At 72.1% G+C, this 18,328-nt stretch carries 20 protein-coding genes; 3 read left to right on the top strand and 17 right to left on the bottom strand.

The genetic code is table 11. The features are described 5' to 3' along the window. Nucleotides 1-44: 44 nt before the first annotated feature. Nucleotides 45-1,637: a bis-aminopropyl spermidine synthase family protein gene (locus ACQPZZ_RS15275; protein WP_432932588.1), complete on the top strand. Its 1,593-nt coding sequence runs from the start codon at nucleotides 45-47 to the stop codon at nucleotides 1,635-1,637. 535 nt (nucleotides 1,638-2,172) lie between these two features. Here the strand turns inward: ACQPZZ_RS15275 and ACQPZZ_RS15270 are convergent. Then, complete coding sequence (locus tag ACQPZZ_RS15270) at nucleotides 2,173-2,328, bottom strand: hypothetical protein (protein WP_432932586.1); 156 nt, start codon at nucleotides 2,326-2,328, stop codon at nucleotides 2,173-2,175. Nucleotides 2,329-2,611: 283 nt separating this feature from the next. Between ACQPZZ_RS15270 and ACQPZZ_RS15265 the strand changes: the two genes are divergently transcribed. After that, nucleotides 2,612-3,319, top strand: a complete 708-nt coding sequence (locus ACQPZZ_RS15265; RefSeq protein WP_432932584.1) for an ABC transporter ATP-binding protein — start codon at nucleotides 2,612-2,614, stop codon at nucleotides 3,317-3,319. Beyond that, nucleotides 3,316-5,370 carry a hypothetical protein gene (locus tag ACQPZZ_RS15260; RefSeq protein ID WP_432932582.1) on the top strand — a complete coding sequence of 685 codons (2,055 nt, stop codon included), beginning with the start codon at nucleotides 3,316-3,318 and terminating at the stop codon, nucleotides 5,368-5,370. Before ACQPZZ_RS15265 ends, ACQPZZ_RS15260 begins: the two co-directional genes overlap by 4 nt. 43 nt (nucleotides 5,371-5,413) lie before the next feature. Here the strand turns inward: ACQPZZ_RS15260 and ACQPZZ_RS15255 are convergent, their stop codons facing one another. From ACQPZZ_RS15255 to ACQPZZ_RS15180, 16 genes are all read right to left on the bottom strand, one after another. Then, complete coding sequence (locus ACQPZZ_RS15255) at nucleotides 5,414-6,322, bottom strand: hypothetical protein (RefSeq protein ID WP_432932580.1); 909 nt, start codon at nucleotides 6,320-6,322, stop codon at nucleotides 5,414-5,416. Beyond that, nucleotides 6,319-7,038 (bottom strand): VIT1/CCC1 transporter family protein, encoded by a 720-nt coding sequence (locus ACQPZZ_RS15250; RefSeq protein WP_363636647.1) that lies wholly within the window; start codon nucleotides 7,036-7,038, stop codon nucleotides 6,319-6,321. Before ACQPZZ_RS15250 ends, ACQPZZ_RS15255 begins: the two co-directional genes overlap by 4 nt. Beyond that, nucleotides 7,035-8,063, bottom strand: a complete 1,029-nt coding sequence (gene lgt, locus ACQPZZ_RS15245; RefSeq protein WP_363636649.1) for a prolipoprotein diacylglyceryl transferase — start codon at nucleotides 8,061-8,063, stop codon at nucleotides 7,035-7,037. The genes ACQPZZ_RS15250 and lgt overlap by 4 nt, the downstream gene beginning before the upstream one ends. A 73-nt stretch (nucleotides 8,064-8,136) precedes the next feature. Next, on the bottom strand, nucleotides 8,137-9,120 hold the full coding sequence (locus tag ACQPZZ_RS15240) for an ADP-ribosylglycohydrolase family protein (RefSeq protein ID WP_432932578.1): 984 nt from the start codon (nucleotides 9,118-9,120) through the stop codon (nucleotides 8,137-8,139). A 105-nt stretch (nucleotides 9,121-9,225) separates the two neighbouring features. Then, nucleotides 9,226-9,915, bottom strand: coding sequence for a hypothetical protein (locus ACQPZZ_RS15235; RefSeq protein WP_432932576.1), 690 nt, complete (start codon nucleotides 9,913-9,915; stop codon nucleotides 9,226-9,228). 387 nt (nucleotides 9,916-10,302) lie between these two features. Beyond that, nucleotides 10,303-11,049 carry a DsbA family protein gene (locus tag ACQPZZ_RS15230; RefSeq protein WP_432932574.1) on the bottom strand — a complete coding sequence of 249 codons (747 nt, stop codon included), beginning with the start codon at nucleotides 11,047-11,049 and terminating at the stop codon, nucleotides 10,303-10,305. Nucleotides 11,050-11,100: 51 nt separating this feature from the next. After that, nucleotides 11,101-11,670, bottom strand: a complete 570-nt coding sequence (locus tag ACQPZZ_RS15225; protein ID WP_432932572.1) for a DoxX family protein — start codon at nucleotides 11,668-11,670, stop codon at nucleotides 11,101-11,103. A 136-nt stretch (nucleotides 11,671-11,806) separates the two neighbouring features. Beyond that, nucleotides 11,807-12,601 carry a tryptophan synthase subunit alpha gene (trpA, locus tag ACQPZZ_RS15220; RefSeq protein ID WP_432932570.1) on the bottom strand — a complete coding sequence of 265 codons (795 nt, stop codon included), beginning with the start codon at nucleotides 12,599-12,601 and terminating at the stop codon, nucleotides 11,807-11,809. Nucleotides 12,602-12,624: 23 nt separating this feature from the next. Beyond that, nucleotides 12,625-13,845, bottom strand: coding sequence for a tryptophan synthase subunit beta (trpB, locus tag ACQPZZ_RS15215; RefSeq protein WP_432934399.1), 1,221 nt, complete (start codon nucleotides 13,843-13,845; stop codon nucleotides 12,625-12,627). A gap of 50 nt (nucleotides 13,846-13,895) precedes the next feature. Further along, the gene (trpC, locus tag ACQPZZ_RS15210) at nucleotides 13,896-14,720 is read right to left on the bottom strand and encodes an indole-3-glycerol phosphate synthase TrpC (RefSeq protein ID WP_432932568.1); all 825 of its coding nucleotides are present in this window, start codon (nucleotides 14,718-14,720) and stop codon (nucleotides 13,896-13,898) included. A 145-nt stretch (nucleotides 14,721-14,865) separates the two neighbouring features. After that, entirely contained in the window at nucleotides 14,866-15,297 is a 432-nt protein-coding gene (locus tag ACQPZZ_RS15205) for a DUF2752 domain-containing protein (protein ID WP_432932566.1), read from the bottom strand. A 5-nt stretch (nucleotides 15,298-15,302) separates the two neighbouring features. Further along, nucleotides 15,303-15,656: a CD225/dispanin family protein gene (locus ACQPZZ_RS15200; protein WP_432932564.1), complete on the bottom strand. Its 354-nt coding sequence runs from the start codon at nucleotides 15,654-15,656 to the stop codon at nucleotides 15,303-15,305. Between the two features lie 57 nt (nucleotides 15,657-15,713). Continuing rightward, on the bottom strand, nucleotides 15,714-16,103 hold the full coding sequence (locus ACQPZZ_RS15195) for a DUF4190 domain-containing protein (RefSeq protein WP_432932562.1): 390 nt from the start codon (nucleotides 16,101-16,103) through the stop codon (nucleotides 15,714-15,716). 173 nt (nucleotides 16,104-16,276) lie between these two features. Beyond that, nucleotides 16,277-16,903 carry a Trp biosynthesis-associated membrane protein gene (locus tag ACQPZZ_RS15190; protein WP_432932560.1) on the bottom strand — a complete coding sequence of 209 codons (627 nt, stop codon included), beginning with the start codon at nucleotides 16,901-16,903 and terminating at the stop codon, nucleotides 16,277-16,279. Then, the gene (hisI, locus tag ACQPZZ_RS15185) at nucleotides 16,900-17,250 is read right to left on the bottom strand and encodes a phosphoribosyl-AMP cyclohydrolase (RefSeq protein ID WP_346227706.1); all 351 of its coding nucleotides are present in this window, start codon (nucleotides 17,248-17,250) and stop codon (nucleotides 16,900-16,902) included. The genes ACQPZZ_RS15190 and hisI overlap by 4 nt, the downstream gene beginning before the upstream one ends. A gap of 107 nt (nucleotides 17,251-17,357) precedes the next feature. Then, the gene (locus tag ACQPZZ_RS15180; RefSeq protein WP_432932557.1) at nucleotides 17,358-18,320 is read right to left on the bottom strand and encodes an LLM class flavin-dependent oxidoreductase; all 963 of its coding nucleotides are present in this window, start codon (nucleotides 18,318-18,320) and stop codon (nucleotides 17,358-17,360) included. Nucleotides 18,321-18,328 lie beyond the last annotated feature (8 nt).

Here is an 18,328-nt window from a genome sequence, read left to right as displayed (position 1 = left end):
CTTCGCGAACCTTGGCAGGTCAGCGCCGTGGATATGGTTTGCGCATGAGTGGTCATGAGGCGATCGACGAACTGCTGGCGGAGGCCGGTGTGGACGGCCTGCGCCTGCGCGGAGCGCTCGCGCTCCTGGCCGGCGGCCGCTGGTGGACCCTGCCTGACCTGGTCCGGGAGACCGCGACGTCGCGGCGGACGATCGAGTCGCTGCTGCGGGTGCTCCCCCTTGAGCACAGCGGCGACCGCGTCCGTATTCCCAGCGATCAGGTCAACCGCTACAACGTCGGCATAGATACGGATATTTCCGGTCTCGGGAATCCGGTCGCCGAAATGGTCCCGGCGCACGCGGAGGCGCTCGGACGCCTCGAGACGCTGATCGCCGAGGCCCCCCGGGGACGGCACGCGCTCGACCACGTCTCCGCGACCGCGGAGACCGTGCTGCGCCGCGCCCTGCTGCTGGGGAGGCGGTTCTGGCTGCCCGGCGCCCGCCTGCTGTGCGTCGGCGACCACGACCTGACCTCTCTGGCCGTGCGGATGATCCACCCCGAGGTCGAGGTCGCCGTGGCCGACATCGACGACCGCATCCTGGAGTACATCGACGCCCAGGACCTGGGGGTGCGCACCCACTGGGCCGACCTGCGCCTCGGCCTGCCGCCGTCGCTGCGCGGCCGGGCGGACCTCGCGGTCACCGACCCGCCGTACACGCCCGAGGGGATCGGGCTGTTCGCCGCCCGCGCCGCCGAGGGCCTGCGCGACCGCGACCGGGGACGGATCCTCGTGGCGTACGGCGCATCCGAGCGCACCCCGATGCTCGCGCTGAAGGTGCAGAAGGCCCTCCTCGACCTCAACCTTCTACATGAGGCCATATTTCCGCACTTCAATCGGTATCACGGCGCGGAGGCGATCGGCAGCGCGGCGGACCTGTACGTCCTGCGGCCGACCACCAAGACCTGGCCGGCGATCGCCTCCCGGCTCGACCGTCTCGCGACGGCCATCTACACCCAGGGTCCCCAGTCCGTCGAGTCCGCTCCCGCGGCTCCGCCGGACGAGACGGCGGTGACCGCGTTCGGTCCGGACCTGCTCGCCGGGGATTGGCCGCGCGGCCTGCTGCCGAAGGTTCCGCGCACCCGGCTCGCCACCCTGCTGAGCAAGCCGTACGCCGCCGATCCCGAACGGGTGGCGATCGCCGTGCCGGCCGGGCTGGAGGCGGCGCTGCCCCGCCTGCTGCTCGCGACGCGCGCCCGGCACGTTCGCGTGCTCACCGCGGGCCCGGTAACGGACACGGTAACGGACACGGTCGCGGACCTGCCCGCGCTCGCCGCCCTGCTGGCCCCGGTGTACGAACTCGTCCACCGCCCGGCCGCCGAGGGCCACGTGCTCGACGCCGTACGGCTGCCGCCCCCGGACGGCGGCCCCGCCCGGGTGCTGCGCAAGATCATGGACAGCGCCCACGGAAAGGTCGCCAACACCTGGCGTGAGGCGCTGACCGAGACGGCCGGCCTCACCAAGCGGCAGGCCAGGGCGGCCGTCGAGGAGGCCGCGCCGTGGGCCGGCGACGTCACCCCGCTCGAGCTCCCCCTCCACCGCCTCACCACTCTCCCGGCCGCCGTCCTCCGCACCCTCGACGCCGGCGGGGAGCGATGAGCGGCCCGCGAAGCGCGTGCGCGGCGGAGGAGGCGATCGGCCGGGACTCGCCGCCGCAGGCCGACGTCTTCCGATTATCCGAATCAGTCCGGAACGACACGGCCCGGCCAGGACTACATTTGTTCTAGACGTCGGCTAGATATTTTCTAGAGAAACTCCCCACTGGAGTCTCCGCCACATCCACCCACGTCAGGCCCCGAATCAAGCCCTGAACGAGAAGTTCGTTTCTGATGGCCGCCGCCCCGCCGGCGGCCATCCGTTAATTCCCATAAATGCTTGACACCCGAGAAGTCGATCATGTTAGCATGCCTGTCGTTCGGGCGTGTCAGGATAATTCCGGATACCGATGCATCCCGTTCTCCGCGAGGGGGGAACGGGCTCATCATTCCCCTTCGGTCGTCATGTCGTATCCGGGACACAACGAAGGGCTCGGCAATGGCCAGAAGTAATCGCTTCACATCTGCAACCCGACGACCGGCCCCACCAAGTATCGCTCCGCCGGTCTGACGTTCTCGGGATCGGGCCTTCCCACGAGCTACAGCATCACCGGCTGTGGTTCCAGCGCGATTTCCGGCCGGCAGGTGACCCTCAGCCCCAACGGCACGGTCACCGTCACCGTGAAGAGCATCACGGGCGCGACGGGGAGCCGCACGATTCCCCGGTAGTCCTCCGCGGAAGGGTGGTCAGTCACATGGAATCCGCACCGATCGATCCGCCCCCGCCTCCGCCTCCCGTCGCGATGGAAGCGGGTCATGAGCTGGTCGTCGGCCACGGCTCGTGCACCGCCTGCGGAGCTCCGGCCGTTCGTGATGGCCGTTGTGCCGAGGACTTCATGCGCGCCGCGCTCCGCGACACGACGCGGCGCTCCAGGCAGGTGGTGTCCCGGGACACTCCCTGATCGCCTCTTCACCGAGACAGGCGGCCTCCCAGCCGGCGGGGCCGCCTGTGCGACTCATGAGGAAAGGCAAGCCCGCGTGGCGAACCAGGAATCGGCAGTCTTACGACTGGACGACGTCTCAATCTCCTTCGACGACCAGGCCACGCTCACCTCGGCCGATCTCACCCTCGAGAAGGGCGAGTTCGTCGCTCTGGTCGGTCCCAGCGGAAGCGGCAAATCGACGCTGCTGCGGTGTGCCGCCGGGCTGCTTCCCCCCGATTCCGGGCGGGTACTGTTCGCCGCCGAATCGCTCTATCGGCTCCGTCCGGCCGACCGCACGGCGCTGCGCGCCCGGCGCTTCGGCTTCGTCGCCCAGCACGGTGATCTCATCGACGAACTGACCGTGCGGGAGAACATCCAGCTGCCTCTGGAGCTGAACGGCATGCCGGACATCGGCCTCCGGACAGGGCAGATCATGAGGATGCTGGGCCTCGACCACCTGTCGAAGCGACATCCATGGCAGATCTCCGGGGGAGAAAGGCAGCGTACGGCGATCGCCCGCGCGCTCGTTCATCACCCCGACGTGTTGTTCGCGGACGAGCCGACCGGAGCGCTGGACGCCGCCAGCAGCGAGATCGTGGCCGACCTGCTCGTCACCGCGGCCCGGCGTCACGGCACCGCGGTCCTGCTGGCCACCCACGACCTGCGGATCGCCGAACGCGCCGATCGCGTGGCGACGCTGACCAACGGCCGAATCGTCGCGTCGGAGGAGGTTCTGACACCGGACGGTGGAGCGAGACTATGACGCCGCTGTCGGCCCGGCTGGCTTATCGCATGCTGCGCGGTTCGCCTCGCGCCGGGCTGAGCCGGATGGCCGCCTTCGTGATATGCGCGGCGGCCGCGGTGCTGTTCGGCCTCATCGCCGCTTCGGTGCCAGGCATAGCGGACGCGCAGCTGACGCGGGACCGTCTCCGTGCCGTGCGGGACGACACCGGCCGCATCGCGGCGGAACCGGACGCCGGAATGAAGATCTTCGTCTCGGACGTCATGGTCGCCGAGACCAGACGATGGCGCCGGGTCTTCGTCTACGACGTGCGGAATCCGGCGCGAGCGGCGACGCCGCCGGGCATCACGCACGCTCCGCTGCCCGGTGAGGTGTTCCTGTCTCCGGCCGCCGCCCGGTTGATCGACTCGCAGCCGCGATACGCCACGTGGGCCCCGGGACGACGCGCGGGCGTCATCGGCCCCGCCGGGCTCGGCCACCCCGACGAGCTGTACGCCTATGTGGGACGGGCATCGAACGCACCGCAGGAACCCAACCTGGACGTCACCTTCGGAGTCAGTCCGGCCGAATACCGGATCACTCCTGACCGGTCGGGAATGACCTGGGAGACGTCCTGGAGCCAGGGCACCATGCAATACCTGGACGCCGGAGCCGTTGTGATCCGGCTTGTTCCCACCACCCTGGTTCCCGTCGCCGCTCTCACCCTCGCCGCGCTCGGCATGTCGTCGGGGGTCTACCGCCGCCGCTGGGCGCGCGCGCACCTCGCGGGCATGTCCCGCGGGCTGATCGGGCGGATCGCGGCATGGGAAGGCGCGGCCGCGGGACTGACCGGCGGCGTCGCCGGGTGCCTGGCGGCCGCGCTCGCCTGGCCCGGCCTCGGCACCGCCGGCATCACCCAGCTGAGCTGGTATCCGCAGGACGCCGCGCTGCCGCCGTCGGTCCTCGTCGCGGCGGTCGCCGTCGCGACGATCACGCTCGCGGGTGTCACCGCGCTGTCGGCGGTCCGGTGCCTGCGGCCGGACGGGCAGGTCCGGCGAGGGGCGCCGAAGGCCCAGCGGCTCTTACCCGCCGCCGCCGTGCTGGCCTGGTCGCCGGCCGCCGTCCCGCTGGCGGACTACAAAGGCCTGTTCGGACGCCCGGATCCCGGCGGGCTGCTGGCACGGACGTACTCTCCGCAGGTCAGCTATGCGCTCATGACCATCGCGATCGCCGTGACCATCGCCGCGATCGAGCCGATCACCGTGGCCCTCTCGTCTCTCGTGCGCCCTCGGCACGCGCTCCCGACCCGGCTGGCCGCCCGCTTCGCCGCGGGAAACCCCGCACTTGCCCCTCGGCTGGTGGCCGTTCCCATGTTGCTGATCAGTCTGCTCGGCCTGCACGCCGGGAACCTCGACGCCGTGAACGAGGTCAGGCAGAGCGCCTACGGAGCCGACGGGCGGCAGAGCGTCGGGATCGACCAGATAGACGAGACGCTCAAGCAGCGTTTTCTCGCATCCCCGGTGGCCCGCTACGCGCGGGTCACCCGGCAGCGGAACGGCACCGAGAGCCTGGACATCGTCTTCCCCCGAGCACGCGCCGACGACGTGATGTCCGACGTCCAGGCGATCACGCCGGAACTGCGGTTCGAGCGCGGCATGGAACAGACCCTCCAGCAGCGTGCACAGCTCTACGCGGTGCTGCTACCGGCGATCTTCCTGATCGGCCTCGCCTTCTCGATGCCCATGGTGGTCCTGGGCGCGGCCGACGCGCTGCGGGGTGACAACCGATTCGCCACGGCGCTGCACCTGATCGGGGCACCGGAGAGGCTCACTCGCTCGGCGATCTCCCGGGCACTGACGGCCATGACGTTCGCCGGACTCGTCGTGGCCTCCATCGCGGTCGCCGTCACCTACAACGTCGTCTACCTCGGCACGCTGTACGGCACGGAAACAGAGCCCGCCTTCGGCTTCCCGGCGGCCTACGTGCTGGGCGGCGCGGTAGCGATCGGCCTGGTCCTGTGGCTCTGCCGGCGCACCTGCGCACGCTGCTCGCGGCCGGAGGGGCTTGTCCTCCCCGGGAGACGGCGAGGGTGAACCGACGGCTCCGCCCCGGATGGTCTCCCCGCACGCTCCCGATTCACAGAGCAGTGGAGGGCGAGGGGGTGGAGGAGATCGCCGGGGAGGCACCGGGGTCGGTCGGAGGAGCCTCCGAGGGCTGCGCGGTGTCGGCCGGGCCCGGCGGCTGCGCGGGGTCCGACGGCACCCCGGCGACCTTGACCACGCGGCGGAAGACCGCCTTCTCGACCTCCCGTACGGCCAGGCCGAGCATGATGAAGTCGTCCTTCTCCCCCGGCTCCGCGCCGTCGGTCCGGCCGATCCAGGCCACCCCGAGGTAGTGCCCCAGGGCATAGGCGTTCGCCTCGCTGTAGGCGCCGAACTTCGCCCGAGGCGACTCGAGTGGCTGCACCCAGGCGCCCCGGTAGAGCGAGGCCAGCGACTTCGCCAGCGACTCGGCCGCCGCGACGTCCGCGAGGTTGAAGACGGTGTACTGCGCGACGTACCCCCCGTCCGCCGTGCCGTACAGGCCGCGAACCGCCTGGCTGCATCCGGCCTCCGCCAGGGCGTCGGTGAGATCGGCTCCCCACACGGCTCCCGCGCACGCCTGGTCCAGGCGGGCGGCGAGCCTGCGCAGCGTGACCTTCCCGGCCGTGAGCGTCCGCGCGCCGAACACCTCTTGCGCGGTCAGCGGCGCGGTGTCGGCCTTCCTGTCCGCGATCGGCGCCAGTTCCTTCAGCGAGGGCCAGTCCTGGAAGGACACGGGCAGCCCCTCTCCGACCACCCCGCCCGCGGCCTGCGCCGGCTGCGACGGTGCCCCGCCGATCGCGTTGACCGTCAGCGTCAGCACCAGGGCGATCACCAGCACTCCCACAGCGGTGACCGACCACACGAACACCCGCTGCTGCCTGTCGTCCAGCCCCAGCTCGGTGAGGGTGGACCCGGTCCAGCCCTCGGCCGGCGCGGACGACCGGCGCTTGCGCCTGGTCATAGACCGCCGGTTCCGATCAGCGAGCCCAGGCCCCAGGTCAGCGCCGCCGCCACGGCCCCCACCACGAGCTGGCGCAGGCCGCTGAACCACCAGCTGCGGGCCGTCACCCGGGAGACCACGGCGCCGGCGGCGAACAGCGCCACCATCGACACCACGGCGGAGACCCACAACCCCCGCACGCCCAGCAGGTACGGCAGGAGCGGGACCAGCGCGCCCAGGCTGAACGACAGGAACGACGACACGGCGGCCAGCACGGGCGAGGGCAGGTCGTCGGGGTCCACGCCCAGCTCGGCCCGCGTGTGGACGGCCAGGGCCTCCTCCGGGTCGCGGGAGATCTGCCGGGCGACCTCCCTGGCCGTCTCCGGGTCCACGCCTCGCTGCTCGTACATCCGGGCGAGCTCGGCCTCCTCGGCCTCCGGGTGCCGCTCCAGCTCCCGGCGCTCCACGTCGATCTCCGCCAGGGCGAGCTCCCGCTGGCTGGCGACCGACACGTATTCGCCGCCCGCCATGGAGAACGCTCCGGCGGCCAGACCGGCGATGCCGGCGAGCGCGATGATCCTGGTTTCGGCGGTGCCGCCGGCGACGCCCGCGATCAGCGCGAAGTTGGAGACCAGCCCGTCCATGGCACCGAAGACGGCGGGGCGTAACCAGCCGCCGTTGACGTCGCGGTGCTCGTGGTGGACCTCGGCCCGCGCCCCCGTCGACGCCTTCGTCATCGCCGGCCGGCCTCGGGCTCCGCCGCGCCGTCGACCGCGGCGCCCGCCGTCTCCTTGCCGGAACCGCCGTCCCGTTCCTGTCGATCCTGTGCCGTCACGTCTTCCGCCGTCGTCTCCTGGGCCTCCTCGCGCAGGAGTTCCGGCTCGTCGGCCTGGTCCGGCCCATGGGCGGGGTCGGCGGGGCCGGGGCCGGCGTCGCCGCTCTCCACGCCCAGCGGCTCCTCGCCCGTACGGTTGCGGGCCAGCCACAGGTACGCCAGGGCGCACAGGAAGATGAGGATCGAGGTCCACTGGTTGAGCCGCATGCCGAGGATCTGGTGGGCGGGGTCCACCCGCAGCCCCTCGATCCAGAACCGGCCGAGCGTGTAGCCCGCGACGTACAGCGCGAACACGCGGGCGTGCCGCAGGCTGAACCGGCGGGCGGCCAGGATCAGCACACCGGCGAGCGCGAGGTCCCACAACGACTCGTACAGGAACGTCGGGTGATAGGTGGTCGCGCCGGGGACGGTGCCGGGGCGGCCCGGCTCGATCTCCAGGCCCCACGGCAGGTCGGTGGGGCCGCCGAACAGTTCCTGGTTGAAGTAGTTGCCCCACCGCCCGATGGCCTGCGCCACGGCCACGCCGGGGGCGAGGGTGTCGGCGACGGCGGTGAAGGAGATGCCGCGCCGGCGGCAGGCGATCCACACGCCGAGCGCGCCGAGGGCGATGGCACCCCAGATGCCGAGGCCGCCCTCCCAGATGAACAGCGCGTCGATCGGCCGCTTGGGCGCGTCCGAACCGAAGTAGATCTGCCAGTCGGTGATGACGTGGTAGAGACGTCCGCCGACGAGGCCGAACGGCACGGCCCAGACCGCGAGGTCGACGATCGTCCCGGGGGCGCCGCCACGGGCGCGCCAGCGGCGTTCGCCGATCCAGACGGCGACGATGACACCGAGCACGATGCACAGCGCGTACGCGCGGATCGGGATCGGTCCGAGATTCCAGACCCCCTGCGAAGGGCTGGGAATCGAGGCGAGGAGGGGCATGTAACGTGACGTTACCGCAAGAGAGGGCGAGCCTGGAGCGAGGCGCGGGCATCCGCCGCGCGACCTGCGCCGATCACCCCGCGCCCTCCGCCCGGAGCCCGGCGGCGGCCGTCTCGCGGAGAGCCGACAGGCGTACGGCGAGGTCTCCCAGGCCCGGGTGTTCACCGAGATCCACCAGCCTCAGCCACCCGAGCGCGGTGACCCCGTCGGGGTCGCGCGCGCCGAGGACGCCGCCCGCGAGCGCCGCGACCGTGTCGGTGTCCCCGCCGAGCGACACGGCGTACGGCAGGGCCGCGGCCGGGCCGGGAGTCTCGCGGATCACGTGGACCACCGCGGCGACCGTTTCCACGGCGTCGAGGGAGACACCTTCGCGCGGAGGCGACCACCGGCCGCGGGCCGCGTCCGCCACGGCGTCCATCGGCCCGTAGCGCTCGCCCGCCCAGCGGGCCTCGGCCGCCGCCGCGTCCAGCAGATCGTCCGCACCGGCCCCCTCCACCGCGAACGACGCCATGGCCGCGATCACGCAGGCCGCCCCCACCGCCGCCGGCGCCCGATGCGTCGCGGCCGACAGCGTCTCGCACAGACTCCGCCGGCGCTCGGTCCTGTGGGGTGGTACGGCCCAGCCGACCGGGGCGATGCGCATGGCCGCGCCGTTGGTGGGCAGGTCGGCGGCCGAGGGCGCCGGGAGCTCCGCCGTGGCGTGGAAGTGCGCGAGGGCGCGCAGCGTCGTCGGCCCGAGGCCGCGCACCCCCGGCGCCGCGTCGGCCAGACGGGTGAGGAAGTCCATGGAGGACGGCCGCCCGCCCGTGTCGGCCAGGCACCGGGCGGCCAGCACCATCTGCGCGGTGTCGTCGGAGGTCGAGCCGCGCGGCCATCCCCTGTCCGGCGCCGGCAGCCGGACGACCTCGGCCGCGTCGACGCGCTCCGGCGGACGGCCCTCCCAGGGCACGCCGAGCGCGTCGCCCGCCGCGAAGGCGACCATCGCCCCGTGGATCCTCCTGGCGGCGTCCCCGGGTCCGGCGGATGTGTCGAGAGGAGACCGGTCGTCGTTCGGCATGCGGGCATGCTAACCACGCACCCGGAGGCGAAACCCCGGTGAGATCGGCGGGGAAGGCGGCCGCGCGGCGGCCGCCCGGTCCCGGCCCCGCCCGGGGCGGGCGGATCAGAGCTGCTCGCGCACGCCCGCCTCGTGCGCCAGCCCCTTCGTCTGGTCGTGCAGGTCGCCCCGGACCGCCGTACGGGCCCGGCCCCGGCGGGCGACGGGAAGGAGCGCACGCCCGTGCGCGTCCTCCAGTTCGAACGCCAGGGCGGCGTAGTAGGCGACGACGGCGAGCACCAGACCGGCGATGCCCGCCGCGGTCCTCCACCCCGAGGACGCGGTGATCTCGAAGACGCCGGTGATCGCGAACCTGATGGCGGACAACGCCATCACGACGGCGGCCACCAGCTTGGGCAGGCCCGCGAGGGCCGGGACGAGCATCGCCGCGGCGGCCGTGAGCAGGACGACGCCCAGCGCCGGGTTCGTCGTGCCGGGCGCGGAGGTGAGCGTGACGCCGCCGATCACCGCCCACGTGCCCGACAGGACGCCCATCGCGGCTCCGGCGACCGAGTCGCGGGCGAGGAAGCCGAGGATCGCGACGAGGAACTGCAGCGGCGCGGTGAACAGCAGCGCGGCCAGAGCGACGACACGCCCCTGCGCGGCGGGCACCCAGCCGAGTTCCATGGCGCCGAAGGCGGTCGTGGCGAGGGCGAGGCCGAGGAAGCCCAGCGGCAGCGGGCTTCCCATGGGCCTCAGGACGACGCGGGCGACGCCGTCCCGCCCGGCGGCCTGTGCACCGGTGTGAGCGGGCACGGCGCCTCCTCGCTCAGCTCGTCGCTTGCGGTTCGCTCGCGCGAGCCGTGGACGGGACTGGTGTGGACGGGACACGACCGCGCCCACGACCGCACTCGGACCGCACCGGCGATCACACCTGCGGCCGCACCCACGCTCGCACCGGCGATCGCTCCCGCGGCCGCACCACGCTCGCGCCGACGATCACGCTGGGGCCCGCCCTGCGCGGAGCCTGTGACATCGCGCCGATACCCGGTCGCGGGACGGCCACGCGGCCCTTGCCCGATTCTTGGCGACGACGCCTCGGGGCGACGACCTCTCGGCGACGCTTCCTGGAGCGAGGGCCTCCCGGGCGACGGCTTCCCAGGCGGCAACCTCTCGGCGACGGCCGGGCGGGGACGGCGTCTCCTACTTCCCGGCCTTCTGCACCGCGTCGCGCAGCGAGCTCGGCGAGAAGAGGGTGGTGAGCTCGAGCTCCTTGCCGTCGAGCTTGACGGTCGGTGTGCCGGCCAGCTTCTGCGCGGCCATGGTCTGCTGGGAGAACTGCTTGTGCGCGGCGACGTTGCGCTGCTCCCGCACGCAGTTGTCGAAGTCGGGAGCGGTCACGCCGGCCGCCTTGCCCCACTTGATCAGCTCGTCGGTCGTGAAACCGGTCACGGTCTCGCTTGGCTGGTTCTGGTAGAGCTTGTCGTGGAACGCCAGCCACTGCTGCCCGTCGGTCACGCACCGGGCCGCGTTGGCCGCCCGCAGCGAGTTGCCCGCGGTCGGCTCCTGCGTGAAGATCGTGATCGGGTGGTACACGACCTTGGCCTTGCCCTCGGCGGCCAGGTTCTTCAGCGTGGAACCGCTGGTCGCCTCGAACTCCTTGCACGTCGGACACTGGAAGTCCTCGTACACGTCGACCACGGGCGCGCTGACGCCGGACTTGGCCATCACGACCGTCCCGTCCTTCTGGACGGTGATGGGCGCGAGGCCGCCCGCGACCTTCTCCGAGCTCCCCTGCCGCACCGACCACACGGCGACGGCGGCCGCGATCAGGACGATCACCACGGCGGTGACGATCATCGTGATCCGCTTGCGCTGCTCCTGCTTGCGCAAGGCCTCCCTCTGGGCCGCGATGCGGGCCCTGGCCGCCTCACTCGTCCGCTTACTCACGAAACTTCCCCCCTGGCTGTTCTCACGGCGGCGTCCCGCGGTCGTCCGCGGTCACGCGCCGTCGTCCTCCCCGCCGTCCGAGCCGTCCTCGTCCGCCGTTTCCCGCTCCCCCGTGAAGCCCAGCGCGGAGTCGAGCGACAAGCGGCCCGCCGGCCTGGCGACGATCCACGCCGCGCAGACGAGCAGCCCGAAGTCGCGCATCAGCTCCCAGAAATAGTTGGGGTCCTGTCCCGCGGCGAGCGTGCCGTCGCCGCCGAAGCAGCCGCAGTCGATGCGCAGCCCCCTGGCCCAGGCCGACGCGATGCCGATGACGAACGCCACCATCAGCACCCCGGCGACGACCGCCGCCGCACGCGTGAACAGGCCGACGAGCAGCAGCAGGCCGGTGATGATCTCCAGGACCGGCAGGCCGTACCCGACGATCTGCGCGACGGAGCCGGGCAGGAGCTCGTAGGCCCGCACCGCCTGCACCGACAGCGCGGGTGCTCCGATCTTGAGCGCCCCGGCGACGATCAGTACGCCGGCGAGCACGACCCGTGCGGCGGTCGTGACCCAGGAGAGCGCGGGTTTCGCAGGCTGTAACCGTTCGGACACCGAGGCGCCGGATGCCAACTGAACCATGAGTCTCCTCGCCCGGTAGGCAACACCGACTGAACAGTACCGGGACCCAACCTCACCATGTGCTGGATAAGAGCATGGTAAGCCGCCTTATCTCGGCTGGTCGCGGCGCATGTGCGGGAAGGAAACCCCGGGTGGCTCAGCGCCGGACACCCTGGGCTAGTTCGGACGCGAGCTCGCGTACGGCCGCAAGACCGGACTTCTCGTCCGGCGCGTCGAGCAGGCGCCGGATGAAGGCCGACCCGACGATGACGCCGTCGGCGTACGCCGCGACCTCGGCGGCCTGGGCGCCGGTGCCCACGCCGAGCCCGACGCAGACGGGCAGCGACGTGTGCGCCCTGGTCCGCTTGACCAGGCCCTCCGCCGCCGAGCTGACGGACTCCCTGGCACCGGTCACGCCCATCAGCGAGGCCGCGTACACGAAGCCCGTGCAGCAGGCGGCGACCCGGGAGATGCGCTCGTCCGGCGAGCTGGGCGCCACGAGGAAGACCGTGTCGATGCCGGCCTCCTTGCTCGCGGCGAGCCAGGGCTCGGACTCCTCCGGCGTCAGGTCGGGCGTGATGGTCCCGACACCGCCCGCGGAGGCGAGGTCGCGCGCGAAGCGCTCGGCACCGTAGCGGTCGATCGGGTTCCAGTACGTCATGACCAGCGTCGCGGCACCCGACTTCGCCACGCCCTCGACGGTGCGCATCACGTCGGCGATGCGGGTGCCGTTGATCAGCGACCGGTGCACCGCGTCCTGGATGGTCGGGCCGTCCATGAGCGGATCGGAGTACGGCAGGCCGATCTCGATCACGTCGCAGCCGGCCTCGACCATCGCGGTCGCCGCGGCGACCGCGCCGTCCTTGGTCGGGAAGCCGGCCGGAAGGTAGCCGACCAGCGCGGCCCTGTCCTCGGCGCGGGCCTTGTCGAACACCGCTTGGAGTGTCGTCATCGGGATGTCCTGTCGATGCTGGATCAGAGGTTGAAGTACTTCATGGCGGTGCCCATGTCCTTGTCACCGCGGCCCGACAGGTTCACCAGGATGACGGCGTCGGGACCGAGCTCGCGGCCCAGCCGCAGCGCGCCCGCCAGCGCGTGCGAGGACTCGATGGCCGGAATGATGCCCTCGGTGCGCGCGAGCAGGGCGAAGGCCTCCATGGCCTCCTTGTCGGTCACGCCCTCGTAGGTGGCGCGGCCGGTGTCCTTGAGCCACGCGTGCTCGGGGCCCACGCCCGGGTAGTCGAGACCGGCCGAGATCGAGTGCGACTCGATCGTCTGGCCCTCCTCGTCCTGCAGGACGTAGGTGCGGGCGCCGTGCAGCACGCCCACGGTGCCCTCGGTCAGGGTCAGCGCGTGTTCGCCGGTCTCCGCGCCCCGGCCGCCGGCCTCGTAGCCGTACAGCCGGACGTTCCGGTCGTCGACGAAGGCGTGGAAGACGCCGATGGCGTTCGACCCGCCGCCGACGGCGGCGCAGACCGCGTCGGGCAGGCGGCCGGTGAGCTCCAGCACCTGGCGGCGCGCCTCCACCCCGATGATCCGGGCGAAGTCCCGGACGATCTCGGGGAACGGGTGCGGCCCTGCGACCGTGCCGAACAGGTAGTGCGTGTGGTCGACGTTGGTGACCCAGTCGCGGAACGCCTCGTTGATGGCGTCCTTGAGGGTCTGGCTGCCGTTGGTCACCGGCACGACCGTCGCGCCGAGGAGCTTCATCCTGGCGACGTTGAGCGCCTGGCGCTCGCAGTCGACGGCGCCCATGTAGATGACGCACTCCAGGCCCATAAGCGCCGCGGCGGTGGCGGTGGCCACGCCGTGCTGGCCCGCCCCGGTCTCAGCGATGACGCGCCGCTTGCCCAGGCGCTTGGTCAGCAGCGCCTGGCCGAGCACATTGTTGATCTTGTGCGCGCCCGTGTGCGTCAGATCCTCGCGCTTGAGCAGGATCCGCGCGCCGCCCGCGTGCTCGGCGAACCGCGGCACCTCGGTCAGCGTCGTGGGGCGGCCGGCGTACGTGCGCAGAAGGTGATCGAACTCGCGCAGGAAGGCGAGGTCGGTCTTGGCCTTCTCGTACTCCGCGGCGACCTCGTCGAGGGCCGGGATGAGCGCCTCGGGCACGTACCTGCCGCCGAACCTGCCGAACTTGCCGTGGATGTCCGGGTCGTTGCCGCGGACACCGCCCCCGGCCAGGTCGGCGGGGGTGATGATGGTTGCATCCGTCGGGGTCACGCGGCCTCCCTCTGCAGCGCCGTCGTTCACGAGTGCCTCTCGGAGCCGGTGTCCTGCCGCGAGGCCGGGTGGGCGCCCGCGGTCACCAGGTCGTTGACCGCCGTCTTGGGGTCCCTGCCGGTGACGAGGCTCTCGCCCACCAGCACGGCGTCGGCTCCCGCCCGCGCGTACGCGAGCAGGTCGTGCGGGCCGCGCACCCCGGACTCGGCGACCTTGATGACGCCGTCCGGCACCTTGGGCGCGAGCTTGGCGAACACCTCGCGGTCCACCTCGAGCGTCTTGAGGTTGCGGGCGTTGATGCCGATGATCTTCGCGCCGGCGTCGACCGCGCGGACCAGCTCCTCCTCGGTGTGCACCTCGACGAGCGGGGTGAGCCCGATCGACTCGGCCCGCTCGATCAGCGAGACGAGTGCCGACTGCTCGAGGGCAGCCACGATGAGCAGGGCGAGGTCCGCGCCGTTCGCCCTGGCCTCCCACAGCTGGTAGGAGGTGACGATGAAGTCCTTGCGCAGGACGGGGATGTCCACGGCCGCGCGCACGGCGGCGAGGTCGGCGAGCGTCCCGCCGAACCTGCGCCGCTCCGTCAGCACGCTGATGACGTGGGCGCCGCCCTCCTCGTAGTCCGCCGCGAGGGCGGCGGGGTCGGCGATGGCGGCGAGCGCGCCCTTCGAGGGGCTCGACCGCTTCACCTCCGCGATGACCGACACCCGGTCGCCGCCGAGCGCGGCGTAGGCGTCCCGGGGTTCCGGCGCGCGGGCGGCGAGCCGCTTGAGCTCCTCGATCGGCATGTCACGCTGCCGCTCCTCGAGGTCCTCCCGCACACCCGAGATGATGTCCTCAAGAACACTCACGCGTCCTCCTCGCCTTCAGCTCGGAGCTCGCGCGATTTGCCTGTCCGCTCGCTCACGCGTAAGGGTCCCCTCCGGTCGGCTGCTCTGCGTGTCCTGCCCTGCGATGGTATCGGCCCGTCTCGCGTCGATCCGCCACCGGGTCGATTCACGGTGCGAGGAAATGCCCGAAAGGCGTATTACGCACCACCCAGAAAACGATCACGATGGCGAGGAGCCCCCACAGGTACGCGGGGTGCGCGAGGCTCGTGCGCACAGGCCGTCCCTGCCATGATCGTAATGCCCACAGGGCCCAGCGGTAGAACAGGAACGGCACGGCCACGACCGTGAGCGGGTTGAGGTGCAGAGCGCTCAGCACGTCGGCGTGTCCCAGGGCGTGGACGGCGCGCAGCGAACCGCATCCGGGACAGTAGAGCCCGGTGAGGAACAGGAACGGGCAGGTCGGATAGTGCCCGGGCTGGTTGGGGTCCACGGCGGCGACGTACGCGGCCGCCGCCGTGGCAACGGCCGCCACGCCGAGCGGCGCCAGCAGGGACCGCAGCCGGTCCGCCGGGCGCCGCGCCGGGACGGTCGATGTCATGACCCTCAGTATGACGTGGTCGTGGTGGCGCTGAAGACCCCGAGCACGACGAAGAAGAGGAGGTACAGGACCCAGATCACGATGCCGGTGATCAGGGACGCCATCCACCACTTCTTCGCCGACTCCGAGGACGCGACGGCGCCCTGGTAGTCGCCCGCCATCCACTTGGAGTTCACCTGGGTGGCGTAGACGATCGACACGACACCCAGAGGAAGGCAGCACAGGATCGTGCTGACGATCGCCATCACGAGGTGGTTGTTCGGGGGGGTGCCGCCGGGCTGCATCGGGGCGCCGTAGCTGCCGGGGGGCGGAGGCGGCGGGAAGCCGCCGGGATTGCCGGGGTCGTTGCCGTAGGCCATCTTCTGTCGCTCCTGCTGTGCGTAGGGGGAGAGGTTCGATGTGAGACGGGACCGGGGTCAGTGACCGCTGTTCGAGGCGCCCATGGCGATGACTCCCGGGATGCGGAGCACCACCGGAACGGGCCACGCCATGCCCGCGTGGGGCGTGACGAGGCCGGCGACCGCCATGCCGCGACCCTCCTGGCCGTTCCGCCTGATCTGATTCAGAGCGACGTTGCCGAAGATCACATCGAGGTTCGACGTGAAGCCGCACGTGAGCAGGCCGGCGACGCCCGGGACGGGCGACGCGACCGGCGTTCCGCCGGCGCCCCGCCCCAGGTGTGGCGGGCAACCGTACGGAACCGGAGACGGATGCCCGTCACCACCCGCGTGCGGGTGCGGGCATCCCCCGGCGGACGGGCGGGGACCCGGGCCCCCGTAGCCGTCCGGCCGGTGCTGGTAGCTCATCCGAAGCTCCCGTGAGATCCTTCAAGTCGGCGGGAAGCTTAGCGAGAAGGAACGACCCTACAGGGCAAAATTTCGCTTCGTGGGCAACTTGTGATGAAAGAGTTGGGAACGATCCAATGGGCGTCCCAGGACGACCGCTCCTCCCTTTCCGCGGAGCGGTCCACTGGGCCGTGCTACCGGACGGTGGGGTCGTCACCCTCGTCGATCGCGTCCCACATCGCCCTGTCGGCGTCCTTCACGCGGCCGGCCCCACCCGTTTCCGCGCGCCCGGTCCCCCGCTCGTACCTGCTGGACATGCCGGGCCAGCGCGGGCTCAGGACCGCCGCCGCCGCGCCCGCCCCGGCCAGGACGAGCCCGCCCGCGGCGGCCAGCACCGGCCAGGCCCAGGCGCGCGACTCCACGGAGATGTGACCGGCGGCCGTCACCGCGCCCGTCATGTGCCCGGCGGCCGCCGCGATCGCCCCGCCGCGCGTGCCGTCCCAGGCCCCGGCCGCCACCGCCAGGCCGAGGAGGGCGACGACGACGCTCGTCACCCGGCGCGCCACCCCCCGGGCCGCCAGCACGGCCAGCACGGCGGCGAGCGCGGCCAGCGCCGCGGGGGTCAGCCAGGCCACCAGGTCGTTGCCGGTGAGAGAGCCGGCGCCCGCTCCTGCGGGGCTCCCCGCCGTGCCGAGCGTGACCCAGACGCGGCCCGCGGCCAGCAGCGCGAGCCCGCCGCCCACGGCGCAGGCGGCCAGCCAGGCGAGCAGCGAGCGCCGGGCCGTACGCGCCCGGTCGCGGGCGGGGGCGGCGGCGGTCACGGCGCGCCGCTCACGTCGAGGACGTCGGCGTCGAAGCAGGTGCGGTCGCCGGTGTGGCAGGCCGCCCCCACCTGGTCGACCTTGAGCAGGATGGTGTCGCCGTCGCAGTCGAGCGCCACGTGCCTGACCCACTGGACGTGGCCGGAGGTGTCGCCCTTCACCCAGTACTCCCCGCGGCTGCGGGACCAGTAGGTCGCCCGGCCGGTGGTGAGCGTGCGGTGCAGCGCCTCGTCGTCCATCCACGCGAGCATGAGCACCTCGCCGGTGTCGTGCTGCTGGACGATCGCGGGCACCAAACCGTCCGGCGTGCGCTTGAGCCGGTCGGCGATCTTCGGGTCGAGGGCCATGAGGCCAATTGTGCCGCAGGCGGGTGGCGCCCTTTCCTCCTCCCGGCCCTGGGCGGCGAGCGCCCTCATCCGGGCGGCCCGCTCCCCGTCGCGTCACCTCGCGCGCGTCAGGCAGGCGTCGCCGAGACGATCGTCTCCAGTTCGTTGAGCGCCGATCTGAGGCCCTCTTTCAGGAAGACCCCGGTGGGGTTCAGAACGATCTCGTCCACGCCCGCGCGCCAGTAGTGCGACAGCTTGCTCACGATGTCGCCCACGTCACCGAAGAGGAACGCGTCTCCCGCCGCGAGCGCCGCGCCGCTCGCCTGCGGGTCGCGCATGTCGACCGCGATCCCCGACCTGCGCAGCATGTCGACATAGTGCGGAAGAAGCATGTGTGCGGCGCTGCTCGCCAGAGCCATGTCACTCGCGTCACGACCCGGACCGGACAGCGCGAAGGGAACGATCGCCACCAGGCGAGGCACGGGACGACGCGCCGCGGCGGCGCCCGCGGCCATCGAAGGCAGGATGACGTCTCGCAGATACGCCGCGGGCGCGAGCCAGGCGACGGCCACGTCCGCGACCTCACCGGCCAGCCGCGCCGCCCCCGGCCTCAGTACGCCCAGCCCGACCTCCACCGGCGGCCGGGAAAGAGACGGGAGTTCGGCGTGGCAGGTGAAGTACTCTCCCGCGCAGTCCGCCTTCCCCTCGTCCAACAGGGACTTCATGATGACGAGGTACTCTCTGGCCGCTCCGATCTGGCTGCCGTAGGCACGGCCGAGCAGCATGTGCTGGAGAGCCGCCCAGCCCGACCCGTATCCGGCGACCACCGGATGCTCCATGGTCGTCGCGAGATGGCTCGCCTCCAGGGCCGCGCCGAGGGGATGCCGGAACGGCATGAGTGACACGCCGATTCCCACCGGCAATCGGTAGCCGCGTCCCGCGACGTAGGCGAACGTCTGGTGCGGGTCGCAGGTCATGCTCTGCCCCTGCCACAGGCGATGGGCGCCGCTCTGCCGGGTGAAGGCGGCGAACGGCAGGGCCTGGCCCGACCACGGGGTGGCGTGCGGAACGAAAACCGAGAGCTTTCCCATTCAACGGA

It is taken from the genome of Microbispora sp. CA-135349 (assembly GCF_050947365.1).
GTDB lineage: Bacteria > Actinomycetota > Actinomycetes > Streptosporangiales > Streptosporangiaceae > Microbispora.
This window is presented reverse-complemented; position numbering and strand designations above follow the sequence as displayed.

Coding starts and splice junctions, on each gene's coding strand:
- ACQPZZ_RS15225 (WP_432932572.1), bottom strand. CDS start 11,670: ATGGTTCAGTTGGCATCCGGCGCCTCGGTGTCCGAACGGTTACAGCCT.
- ACQPZZ_RS15260 (WP_432932582.1), top strand. CDS start 3,316: ATGACGCCGCTGTCGGCCCGGCTGGCTTATCGCATGCTGCGCGGTTCG.
- ACQPZZ_RS15275 (WP_432932588.1), top strand. CDS start 45: ATGAGTGGTCATGAGGCGATCGACGAACTGCTGGCGGAGGCCGGTGTG.
- ACQPZZ_RS15205 (WP_432932566.1), bottom strand. CDS start 15,297: ATGACATCGACCGTCCCGGCGCGGCGCCCGGCGGACCGGCTGCGGTCC.
- ACQPZZ_RS15255 (WP_432932580.1), bottom strand. CDS start 6,322: ATGACCAGGCGCAAGCGCCGGTCGTCCGCGCCGGCCGAGGGCTGGACC.
- ACQPZZ_RS15200 (WP_432932564.1), bottom strand. CDS start 15,656: ATGGCCTACGGCAACGACCCCGGCAATCCCGGCGGCTTCCCGCCGCCT.
- hisI (WP_346227706.1), bottom strand. CDS start 17,250: ATGGCCCTCGACCCGAAGATCGCCGACCGGCTCAAGCGCACGCCGGAC.
- ACQPZZ_RS15195 (WP_432932562.1), bottom strand. CDS start 16,103: ATGAGCTACCAGCACCGGCCGGACGGCTACGGGGGCCCGGGTCCCCGC.
- ACQPZZ_RS15240 (WP_432932578.1), bottom strand. CDS start 9,120: ATGCCGAACGACGACCGGTCTCCTCTCGACACATCCGCCGGACCCGGG.
- trpA (WP_432932570.1), bottom strand. CDS start 12,601: ATGACGACACTCCAAGCGGTGTTCGACAAGGCCCGCGCCGAGGACAGG.
- lgt (WP_363636649.1), bottom strand. CDS start 8,063: ATGCCCCTCCTCGCCTCGATTCCCAGCCCTTCGCAGGGGGTCTGGAAT.
- ACQPZZ_RS15250 (WP_363636647.1), bottom strand. CDS start 7,038: ATGACGAAGGCGTCGACGGGGGCGCGGGCCGAGGTCCACCACGAGCAC.
- ACQPZZ_RS15180 (WP_432932557.1), bottom strand. CDS start 18,320: ATGGGAAAGCTCTCGGTTTTCGTTCCGCACGCCACCCCGTGGTCGGGC.